Consider the following 9,387-nt stretch of genomic DNA (forward strand, 5'->3'; position numbering starts at 1 on the left):
GAGCCGGATGCGTTCTTGCCTACCAGACCGGCCTCGTAGGCCTCGTCGATGGCGATCTGAAGCGCCTCTTTCTCGCGGATGTATTCGCCGCGGATATAGATGTAACACGCATGCGCCTGCATCGCGAAAGACGCGATCAGACAACCTTCGACCAGCGTGTGTGGATCATGGCGCATGATCTCGCGGTCCTTGCAGGTGCCCGGTTCGGATTCGTCGGCATTCACGACAAGGTACGCCGGACGCCCGTCGCTTTCCTTGGGCATGAAGGACCACTTGAGACCTGTCGGGAAACCCGCGCCACCGCGACCGCGCAAACCGCTGGCTTTCATCTCGTCGATGATCCAGTCACGACCCTTCTTGATGATATTTGCCGTACCATCCCAGTGACCACGCGACTGCGCCCCCTTGAGGGTCCGGTCGTGCATCCCGTAGATATTGGTAAAGATCCGGTCCTGATCGCTCAGCATTGCTCAATCCTTGTCGGTCTGGCGCGCACGCCAGAGTTGATATGTCATCCATAGTGCCGCGCCGAACCCTGCCAATGCGGCAAGGTCGAACAGGGCTCGGGTGCGTTGGCTCCAGCCATATTCGGACCCGATGGCCGTGATCAGGATCCAGAAGACACCCACACCTGCAATCAACAACGCGATACGGCGTCCCTTGCGTGACTCTTCTGATCCCCGGTCCATGGTTTTGCCCCAGCCTTGATTAGTACACGTCGCCCTTGTCAACGCGCTTGGAGAATTCGGTATCCCCACCGGACGCCAGAATCTTGGCCTGCTCGACCCAGTTGTCGCGGCTGACGCGGCCCTTGAAACCTTCAAGGTTGGCGTTCACCCACGCCTCTTCATCGGCTGTCCAGTTGGCGATCTGGTCGAAATGATAAAACCCCATGGAGTTCAGCAGCTTTTCAAGCTTGGGGCCAACACCCTTGATTTCCTTCAGGTTATCCGGCCCACCCTCGCGTGCCGCCGACAGGGTTGCGGGCTTTGCGCCTTCTGCGCTGCCCTCTGGTTTGCCGTCACCATCATAGTCCGGGGTCGATGCCGCCGCTGCGGGTGCAGCCTTGTCGCCATCGCCTTCATATTTCCACGCGCCCTTGCGCGACGCCAGATCATCCTGACCGGCAAGCTTGGCGGACGGTTTGACTTGTGAACCGGCCTCGGCATCTGCCTTGGCGGTGGCGGTTCTGACATCCGGTTTCGCGTCAGCAGTGGCAGGCGCAGCGGTTGCCGGGCTTGTGGTCTCAACGGCAGAAGATGCCACCGGGGCAGCCGCGGTCGGTGCCGGGGCGGCAGGAGCAGGAGCGGTGGTGTCCGCAACATGGCCTTCATCGGCGTTGCCCGGTCCGCGCGCGGCGGGAAGATCACGGCAGAACAGCCAGTTGAAAACCGCGCCCAACACAACAATTGCCAACCCGGCCATGAAGATAGAAGCGATCACACCCCAGTCCCCAATGACCAGCAGCAGGATAAAGACAAGAAGTCCAACCCCTGCGGCCAAAGCCCATGACCCCAGTTGGCATCCCATGCCGAAATTCTGTTGTTGCATGCGTATTCTCCCTGTCCGTGTTTAGATGTTACTTCTCGTAAACATCACCTTTCTTGACACGTGCAGAAAACTCTGTCTCGCCGCCTGAGGCAAGTGCCTTGGCCTGTTCGACCCAATTATCGCGGGAAACGCGGCCTTTGAACCCTTCAAGGTTCTGATCGACCCAGGCCACCTCTTCTGCTGTCCAACTTGCAATCTGGTCAAAATGATAAAAGCCCAAACGGTTGCAGAGCGTCGCCAGTTTCGGACCGATCCCCTTGATCAGCTTGAGGTCGTCGCCCTTGCCGTCGCTGGGCGCATCAAGCGTGGCCGGCTTCAGTCCCGGTGCGGCCTCTGCGCCCGATGTCGCGTTTGTGGCAGAGTTCACTGCGGATGCCTTTGGCGCCGGTTTGCCCTTGGCTTCGACGCCCGGCGCTTCGCCGGGCACTTCAGATCGCTTGTCCGACGCTTCGCCCACATCACGCGGCGCAGGCGCGTCAGCTTTGGCACGTCCACCCTGTGCGCCATCCGGTCCCGCCGGAGGCATCATCGCATCGGGTCCCGGGCTTGGCGGGTTTGCGGCATTGGCCGGCTTGTCCTGCCACGGCGTGATCAAAGGAACCTCGGTTCCGTCAATCCTCTTGATGGTATCGCCGATATCCATGGCAAGCTGCACAGACGCATTGTACTGGTACTTACCGGAATCAAAATCCTTAAGGCTGGTCAGCCCGGACTTCGGTTCCGAGGTAAAACGTCCATTCTGCGGCCCCGGCACCGGGACATTGCCTGCAACCAGTTCGTCAAGGATTTCCGCGAACCGATCGGTCGTCAGGTCTTCGTAGTAATCCTTGCCGATCTGCGCCATCGGCGCGTTGGCACAGGCACCAAGACACTCGACCTCTTCCCAGCTCAGCTTGCCATCGGCGGACACCATATGCGGCTTGGGTGCGATCTTTTCACGGCACACCGCAACCAGATCTTCGGCCCCGCAGATCATGCAGGACGTGGTGCCGCAAATCTGGATATTGGCAACGCTGCCAACCGGTTGCAACTGAAACATAAAGTAGAACGACGCCACTTCGAGCGCCCGCATATAGGCCATGCCCAACATATCCGCGACCGCCTCGATCGCCGGGCGGCTCAGCCAGCCCTCTTGTTCCTGCGCGCGCCACAGAAGCGGGATGATCGCGCTGGCCTGACGGCCCTCGGGATACTTGGTCATTTGGGCTTCCGCCCATGCCAAATTGGCAGCGGTGAAGGCGAAACTGTCGGGTTGCTCGAGGTGAAGGCGTCGTAACATATCAGATCCTATTGCGTCATCACGCAGACAACGGGAATATTCGGTATGGCGCGGGTCGGGCTTTCGCCCGCAAGTTCAGCCAGAAGCGCGGTCTGTCGCGTGCCCTGATCTTCGGGCGTGTCGAACAGAAAACACAGGTAGATGTCAGACCCATCGGTCATGCCGTAAAGCGTGTTTGCCGTTCCACCGGTGCCAAACGGTGCAAACCCTTGCGCCGACAGGTCAGACGAAAACACAAAATCCGACTGACCGGGCTCGACCGCAGAAACCATCGAGGCACCAGAGGCCAGCGTGGCGGTTATCACGGCTGCCCGGATCATGCCGGCGCGCAGGCTCCGGTGATCAGGCGGACACCGCCGTTATCAAGCGCCACAGCCTGTTCGTTTGCCAACCTGAATTGCGCGGTTTCAACAACCTGCTCGCGGGTCAAGCCTGTCTGAAGCTCAACAGGAAGGTAATCGCTTTCGCCGACAAGATCACAGCCAACAGACGCCACCGCAGCATCGAACGCCACCAGATCGTCAGGCTTTACACCATCAGGCGGAAGGGCACAGGCCGCCAGAAGGCCCAAACCAGCCAACGAGCCCAAAACGCGCGTCATCTGTCAATTTCTCCAAACACGACATCCATCGTGCCGATGATCGCCGCCACATCGGCCAGCTGATGACCACTGGCAACATGATCCATCGCCTGAAGATGCAGAAAGCCCGGCGCACGCAGCTTGGCGCGGTAGGGCTTGTTGCTGCCATCGGCAACCAGATACACGCCGAATTCACCTTTGGGCGCTTCGACACAGGCATAGACCTCGCCCGCTGGCACATGGAAGCCCTCGGTATAAAGCTTGAAGTGATGGATCAGTGCTTCCATCGAGGTTTTCATCTCGGACCGTTTCGGCGGCGTGATCTTGCCACGGGCAAGGATTTCGCCCCGCCCGTCAGGTGCGCGCAGCTTTTCAATCGCCTGCTTCATGATCTTCAGGCTTTCGCGCATCTCGGCCATACGGACAAGGTAGCGATCATAGCAGTCGCCGTTCTTGCCCACCGGGATCTTGAAGTCGAATTCGTCATAACATTCATAAGGTTGCGCCCGGCGCAAATCCCAGGCAAGACCCGACCCGCGCACCATGACACCCGAGAAACCCCAATCCAGGATTTCCTCTTCGGTCACAACGCCGATATCAGCGTTGCGCTGCTTGAAGACGCGATTTTCGGTCAGCAATCCGTCGATATCATCCAACACGGCAGGGAAACTGTCACACCAAGCGTCGATATCGTCGATCAGGTCGGCCGACAGGTCCTGATGCACACCGCCGGGGCGGAAATAGGCAGCGTGTAGCCGCGCGCCGCACGCCCGTTCGTAAAAGATCATCAGTTTTTCGCGCTCTTCAAACCCCCAGAGCGGCGGCGTCAGCGCACCCACGTCCATTGCCTGCGTGGTGACGTTCAGCAGGTGCGACAGGATGCGGCCGATTTCTGAATACAGAACCCGGATCAGCGATGCACGGCGTGGCACTTCAACACCGGTCAGCCGTTCGATCGCGAGACACCAGGCGTGTTCCTGGTTCATCGGTGCGACGTAATCCAGGCGGTCGAAATACGGCAGGTTCTGGAGATACGTCCGGCTTTCCATCAGCTTTTCGGTGCCACGGTGCAGCAGGCCGATATGCGGATCGCAGCGTTCGACAATCTCGCCGTCCAGCTCAAGCACCAGACGTAGAACGCCATGTGCCGCAGGGTGTTGCGGGCCGAAGTTGATGTTGAAGTTGCGGATGCTCTGTTCGCCAGAGACCGCGTCTACACTTCCGTCGTCGAATTTGGAGCCGTCCATCATTTCGCCCCTTCCTGCTTTTCGTCACCCGGAAGCACATATTGCGCGCCTTCCCACGGCGACATGAAATCGAACTGCCGGTATTCCTGAACAAGGCTCACAGGCTCATAGACCACGCGCTTCTTCTCGTCGTCGTAGCGGACTTCGGTGTAGCCCGTGGTCGGAAAATCCTTGCGCAGCGGGTAGCCGCGAAAGCCGTAATCAGTGAGGATGCGGCGCAGGTCCGGGTGGCCCGAGAACAGGATGCCGAACATGTCGAACACCTCGCGCTCGAACCAGTTGGCACTGGAATGCACGCTGGTCACCGATGGCACCATCTCATCTTCCCGGATGCTCACCCGCAGGCGAATGCGATGGTTCTGGTACATCGACAGGAAATGGTACACCACGTCGAACCGCTTGGGCCGGTCCGGGTAATCCACCGCCGTGATGTCCACCAGCGACGAGAACTCGCAGGTGTTGTCGGTCTTCAGAAAATCGACAAACCCGGCAATGTTCGACGGCGCCACGTCGATATTCAGCTCGTCATGGCTCACATCCCACGCAATCACGCAATCCGGGCGCTTCAGTTCGATATGCTGACCAAGTTCGTTGAGGGCTTCGCTCATCGTACAATCGTCCCTGTCCGGCGGATTTTCCGTTGCAACGCCATAATGCCATAGAGCAACGCTTCGGCCGTCGGCGGGCAGCCCGGCACATAGACATCAACCGGCACAATCCGGTCACAGCCGCGAACAACGCTGTAGCTGTAGTGATAATACCCGCCGCCATTGGCGCAGGATCCCATCGAAATCACATAACGCGGCTCGGGCATCTGGTCGTAGACCTTGCGCAAGGCCGGTGCCATCTTGTTGGTCAGCGTGCCCGCCACGATCATCAGGTCCGACTGGCGCGGGCTTGCGCGCGGGGCTGTGCCAAAGCGTTCGAGGTCGTAGCGCGGCATCGAGGTGTGCATCATCTCGACCGCGCAGCAGGCCAGACCGAATGTCATCCAGTGCAGCGACCCGGTGCGCGCCCAGTTGATGATGTCCTCGGTCGAGGTCAGCAGAAACCCCTTGTCCGACAGCTCTGCGTTCAGCGCCTGCGTGACGGTATCCCCTGTCAGATCTGGCTCATACGCCTCTTGCGGCGTGCGGGCGGACGGACCGGACTTGATGCGCGGGCTCTGATTGCCGCCCATGCCTTGTGTGTCCGTGACGCGCGCCGCGTCGGTGTCGGAATCAGTCACTCCCATTCCAGGGCTCCTTTTTTCCACTCATAGGCAAAGCCGATGGTCAGAACCGCAAGGAATACCATCATCGACCAGAAGCCGACCATGCTCACATCCTGGAACGCGACCGCCCAGGGGAACAGAAACGCGATTTCCAGATCGAAGATGATGAACAGGATCGACACGAGGTAGAACCGCACGTCGAACTTCATCCGTGCATCGTCGAATGCGTTGAACCCGCATTCATAGGCCGACACCTTTTCCGGGTCCGGATTGCGCACCGCGATAATCACCGCGGCAAGGATCAGAACAAGTCCCAGCCCGATGGCGATGGCCAAGAACACGAGGATTGGCAGGTATTCCCGCAGCATGTCTTCCAAGACGAAGCTCCTTTTCCCATCGCGCACTGACACGCACCGTCAAATGGCGAGGTTGACTTGCAGGTGATGTACTCCCGTCACATGGAAGGGTCAACCGCAGGGCAACATCTTCTGACCCGCAAATATCCACCGGAAATCGGGTTGAACCCTGAGATTTTATGGCTGATTTGAACGACATGCGGCAATCCGCCGGCGCCCATGCGTCCACCACACCGCGCCGTTGCGTCGCGGCACCTGCCGAACCGCTGTGCAAAATCGGTACGGATCGAAGGAACGCCGCCAGAGTCTTGTGACCAAAGGTCTTTCCAAGTGCGTTTTACCAAGGGCGACTTGGCACCTTGCGATACAAGAAATGCACGCTCAGGCGAACTCGATCAAATCCCACAAGTTGCCGTAGAGATCCTCGAACACCGCAACGATACCGTAACTCTCTTGCTTGGGTTCCCGGACAAAGGTCACACCCCGGCCACGATACAGCGCGTAATCCCGTTCAAAATCATCCGTTTGCAGGAACAGGAACACCCGTCCCCCGGTCTGATTGCCGACACGGCTTACCTGCTCTTCGGTCGAGGCTTTGGCCAGAAGGATCGACGCGGTGCCCACCCCCTTGGGTTTGACCACCACCCAACGCTTGTCCTGTTCAGGCTGGTAGATGTCTTCGACAAGATCGAAGCCCAGCACCTGGGTGTAAAAAACAATGGCGGCGTCGTAGTCATGCACGACCAACGCAACGAGACTGAGTGACTGTTTCATGGCTCCTGCCTAGAGACCGCCGAGTAGGCGGACAACGCCAATCAGGCAAAACGCCGATGACATCGTTTCAACAAGTGTAGGACGTCGCTTTCCGACAAGACGCGTCGAGTCTGGACAGCCGACACTGGACAGAGGTATCCGACCCGAAAGCCCCCAACCATGCCACTCACCTGCACCTTTTCCGACTTCCTGCACGAGACACGCTATCGCGACATTCCGGACGAGATGCTCGATTTCGGGCGTCGCTGGTTGCTCGATCTGATTGGCGTCGCGGCCGGAGGGCAGGCAACCGCTTTGTCGCGGATTATCCGGGGTCATGCGACGCAGCATTTTGGCGGGCATGGCGCACAGATTCTTTTCGATGGGCGCATGGTCAGCCCCGCGGGTGCCGCGATGGCCGGTGGCATGACCATCGACGCGCTTGATGCGCATGACGGACACAAGCTGACCAAAGGTCATGTCGGATGCGGTGTCTTCCCCGCGCTGCTTGCGACAAGTCAGGCAGAGGGTGCGATGGACGCGCAGGACTTCCTTTCTGCGCTGGTTGTGGGCTACGAAATCGGCACCCGCGCCGGGATCGCCCTGCACCGCAGCGTGCCCGAATATCACACCTCGGGCGCCTGGATCGCCATTGCTGCCGCCGCGCTTGGCGCGCGTGTTCTGAAGCTTGATCCCGCAAGAACCCGCGAAGCGATCGGCATTGCGGAATATCACGGCCCCCGCAGCCAGATGATGCGCAACATCGACCACCCCACGATGGTCAAGGACGGTTCGGGTTGGGGCGCAATGGCGGGTGTCTCCGCCGCCTACCTCGCGCGGGACGGCTTTACCGGCGCGCCTGCCCTCACGGTAGAGCGCGAAGACGTGGCCGACCTCTGGTCCGATCTGGGCCAGACGTGGCGCATCACCGAACAGTATTTCAAACACTTCCCCGTCTGTCGTTGGGCCCAACCCGCGCTTCAGGCCGTTCTGAACCTGCGCAGTCAGCACGGTCTGACCTCGCAAGATGTGGCGCGGATCGAGATCACCACCTTTCACGAATCCCGCCGCCTTGCCGGAACAGACCCGAAAACCACCGAAGAAGCCCAATACTCAACCGCCTTCCCCGCCGCAGTTGGTCTGGTGCGCGGGACATGTGGACCGAATGATGTGACCGAAGACAGCTTTGACAACCCGGAAATTCGGCGTCTGGCCCGATCCATGGTGATCCGCGAAAGCGACGCCTACAACGCCGCCTTCCCGGCGCATCGCATTTCTGATGTCACACTGGTTCTGGCCGACGGCACCCACCTGACCTCCGGCCCGACCGAAGCCCTTGGCGATCCGGAAGACCCAGCCTCACGCGAAACGGTTGTGGCCAAGTATCGCGCCTATGCCGAACCGATATTGGGAAAACCGCGCTCGGCCGCGATCGAAACCCGCGTCTTGCAGCTTGGCCACGGGGACGACCTGACCGGCCTTCTGCCTTTGCTCACCGCTCCGGTCTGACGGATCACGCCGTCAGAACCACCAACGCCATCGCCGCCATGACCAGCATCACCGGCCCCCAGACCGCCCGTTCGGGTTTCGACGGGGTGATCCAATTGAGAACCGTGCTCACAACTTGAACCGCAAAAGCCACCCAGCCTGTCCAGGTTGGCCATCCAAGGCCCGGAAACCCCGCAGCCGACAAGATCGCCAGCCCCTGAAACAGCACCACCGGGATCGACACCGCCGCAATGATGCGCCCGGACATCGGCAGCGCACCGTCATGTGTGCCGCCCTGTGTGTAACGCCCCAAAGGCGCACCGGCGATCAGCGCAATCTGAAAGAACACGATGGCCAGACAAGCCGTCCCGTAAAGATGCGCAATCTGGACCGTCACATCCAGCTTGGCGCCCGCTTGTCGAAGAACGCGCCCACCCCTTCGCGCGCCTCGTCCGATTGCCATCGGATCGCCAACGCGTCGATCGCCCTGTCGACCTGCTCTGTCGTCACCCGCCCCGACAACTCACGCATCAGCGCCTTGGCCTCGGCCACCGCTCCGGGCGCGCAGGACAGGTAGGGCAGAACCTCAGCCTCTACCGCCGCGTCCAGACCGTCCGGTTCAACCGCACGGCTCAGCAGGTTCAACCGGACGGCTTCGTCTGCCCCGAACACCCGCGCCGACATGAACACCTCGGCCGCACGCGTCCCGCCCATCCGAGCCAGCGCATACGGCCCGATATTGGCAGGGATCAGCCCCAGCCGTGTTTCGGTGAAACCAAGCTTGGCCCCGGTCACGCCGATCGCCACGTCACAGACCGACACCAGACCAACTCCGCCCCCCAACGCGTTGCCCTGCACCCGCCCGATCAAGGGCTGCGGCAGATCGTACAAAGCCCCCAGCATGGTCGCGATCCGGCGGC

General features: G+C 60.4%; 13 protein-coding genes and 1 pseudogene. 1 reads left to right on the top strand and 13 read right to left on the bottom strand.

Translation table 11 applies throughout. The annotated features are described in order from the left end of the window. The 11 genes and pseudogenes from ACTIEN_RS21220 to ACTIEN_RS21270 all read right to left on the bottom strand — a co-directional run. A pseudogene (locus ACTIEN_RS21220) lies at positions 1-467 on the bottom strand (NADH-quinone oxidoreductase subunit F); the annotation flags it as partial. 3 nt (positions 468-470) lie between these two features. Continuing rightward, positions 471-689, bottom strand: a complete 219-nt coding sequence (locus ACTIEN_RS21225; RefSeq protein ID WP_439525145.1) for a DUF5337 domain-containing protein — start codon at positions 687-689, stop codon at positions 471-473. A 19-nt stretch (positions 690-708) separates the two neighbouring features. Beyond that, complete coding sequence (locus ACTIEN_RS21230) at positions 709-1,551, bottom strand: endonuclease (protein WP_439525146.1); 843 nt, start codon at positions 1,549-1,551, stop codon at positions 709-711. Between the two features lie 28 nt (positions 1,552-1,579). Then, on the bottom strand, positions 1,580-2,830 hold the full coding sequence (locus ACTIEN_RS21235) for an NADH-quinone oxidoreductase subunit E (RefSeq protein WP_439525147.1): 1,251 nt from the start codon (positions 2,828-2,830) through the stop codon (positions 1,580-1,582). A gap of 8 nt (positions 2,831-2,838) precedes the next feature. Next, positions 2,839-3,150, bottom strand: coding sequence for a hypothetical protein (locus ACTIEN_RS21240; protein WP_439525148.1), 312 nt, complete (start codon positions 3,148-3,150; stop codon positions 2,839-2,841). Next, the gene (locus tag ACTIEN_RS21245) at positions 3,147-3,431 is read right to left on the bottom strand and encodes a hypothetical protein (RefSeq protein ID WP_439525149.1); all 285 of its coding nucleotides are present in this window, start codon (positions 3,429-3,431) and stop codon (positions 3,147-3,149) included. Before ACTIEN_RS21245 ends, ACTIEN_RS21240 begins: the two co-directional genes overlap by 4 nt. Further along, a complete protein-coding gene (locus ACTIEN_RS21250) occupies positions 3,428-4,657 on the bottom strand; it encodes an NADH-quinone oxidoreductase subunit D (RefSeq protein ID WP_439525156.1) in 1,230 nt (409 codons plus the stop codon). Before ACTIEN_RS21250 ends, ACTIEN_RS21245 begins: the two co-directional genes overlap by 4 nt. Beyond that, positions 4,657-5,265, bottom strand: coding sequence for an NADH-quinone oxidoreductase subunit C (locus ACTIEN_RS21255; protein ID WP_439525150.1), 609 nt, complete (start codon positions 5,263-5,265; stop codon positions 4,657-4,659). The genes ACTIEN_RS21250 and ACTIEN_RS21255 overlap by 1 nt, the downstream gene beginning before the upstream one ends. After that, entirely contained in the window at positions 5,262-5,891 is a 630-nt protein-coding gene (locus tag ACTIEN_RS21260; RefSeq protein WP_439525151.1) for a NuoB/complex I 20 kDa subunit family protein, read from the bottom strand. Before ACTIEN_RS21260 ends, ACTIEN_RS21255 begins: the two co-directional genes overlap by 4 nt. After that, positions 5,882-6,247 carry an NADH-quinone oxidoreductase subunit A gene (locus tag ACTIEN_RS21265; RefSeq protein ID WP_085635769.1) on the bottom strand — a complete coding sequence of 122 codons (366 nt, stop codon included), beginning with the start codon at positions 6,245-6,247 and terminating at the stop codon, positions 5,882-5,884. The genes ACTIEN_RS21260 and ACTIEN_RS21265 overlap by 10 nt, the downstream gene beginning before the upstream one ends. 360 nt (positions 6,248-6,607) lie before the next feature. After that, on the bottom strand, positions 6,608-7,000 hold the full coding sequence (locus tag ACTIEN_RS21270; protein WP_439525152.1) for a VOC family protein: 393 nt from the start codon (positions 6,998-7,000) through the stop codon (positions 6,608-6,610). Positions 7,001-7,159: 159 nt separating this feature from the next. On the opposite strand from ACTIEN_RS21270, the gene ACTIEN_RS21275 reads away from it, so the two are divergent. Next, positions 7,160-8,488, top strand: a complete 1,329-nt coding sequence (locus tag ACTIEN_RS21275; RefSeq protein WP_439525153.1) for an MmgE/PrpD family protein — start codon at positions 7,160-7,162, stop codon at positions 8,486-8,488. A 4-nt stretch (positions 8,489-8,492) separates the two neighbouring features. On the opposite strand, the gene ACTIEN_RS21280 is transcribed toward ACTIEN_RS21275, so the two are convergent. Together ACTIEN_RS21280 and ACTIEN_RS21285 are read right to left on the bottom strand one after the other, a co-directional pair. Next, positions 8,493-8,864, bottom strand: coding sequence for a hypothetical protein (locus tag ACTIEN_RS21280; protein ID WP_439525154.1), 372 nt, complete (start codon positions 8,862-8,864; stop codon positions 8,493-8,495). Then, on the bottom strand, positions 8,861-9,387 hold a 527-nt coding region (locus tag ACTIEN_RS21285), incomplete at its 5' end, for an enoyl-CoA hydratase-related protein (protein WP_439525155.1). The genes ACTIEN_RS21285 and ACTIEN_RS21280, both read right to left, overlap by 4 nt.

The sequence above is a fragment of the Marivita sp. genome, from assembly GCF_051859345.1.
Lineage (GTDB): Bacteria > Pseudomonadota > Alphaproteobacteria > Rhodobacterales > Rhodobacteraceae > Marivita.

Excerpts from the sequence above, each read along its gene's own strand:
- ACTIEN_RS21275 (WP_439525153.1), top strand. The coding sequence starts at position 7,160 with ATGCCACTCACCTGCACCTTTTCCGACTTCCTGCACGAGACACGCTAT.
- ACTIEN_RS21270 (WP_439525152.1), bottom strand. The coding sequence starts at position 7,000 with ATGAAACAGTCACTCAGTCTCGTTGCGTTGGTCGTGCATGACTACGAC.
- ACTIEN_RS21255 (WP_439525150.1), bottom strand. The coding sequence starts at position 5,265 with ATGAGCGAAGCCCTCAACGAACTTGGTCAGCATATCGAACTGAAGCGC.
- ACTIEN_RS21235 (WP_439525147.1), bottom strand. The coding sequence starts at position 2,830 with ATGTTACGACGCCTTCACCTCGAGCAACCCGACAGTTTCGCCTTCACC.
- ACTIEN_RS21230 (WP_439525146.1), bottom strand. The coding sequence starts at position 1,551 with ATGCAACAACAGAATTTCGGCATGGGATGCCAACTGGGGTCATGGGCT.
- ACTIEN_RS21225 (WP_439525145.1), bottom strand. The coding sequence starts at position 689 with ATGGACCGGGGATCAGAAGAGTCACGCAAGGGACGCCGTATCGCGTTG.
- ACTIEN_RS21245 (WP_439525149.1), bottom strand. The coding sequence starts at position 3,431 with ATGACGCGCGTTTTGGGCTCGTTGGCTGGTTTGGGCCTTCTGGCGGCC.
- ACTIEN_RS21240 (WP_439525148.1), bottom strand. The coding sequence starts at position 3,150 with ATGATCCGGGCAGCCGTGATAACCGCCACGCTGGCCTCTGGTGCCTCG.
- ACTIEN_RS21250 (WP_439525156.1), bottom strand. The coding sequence starts at position 4,657 with ATGGACGGCTCCAAATTCGACGACGGAAGTGTAGACGCGGTCTCTGGC.
- ACTIEN_RS21260 (WP_439525151.1), bottom strand. The coding sequence starts at position 5,891 with ATGGGAGTGACTGATTCCGACACCGACGCGGCGCGCGTCACGGACACA.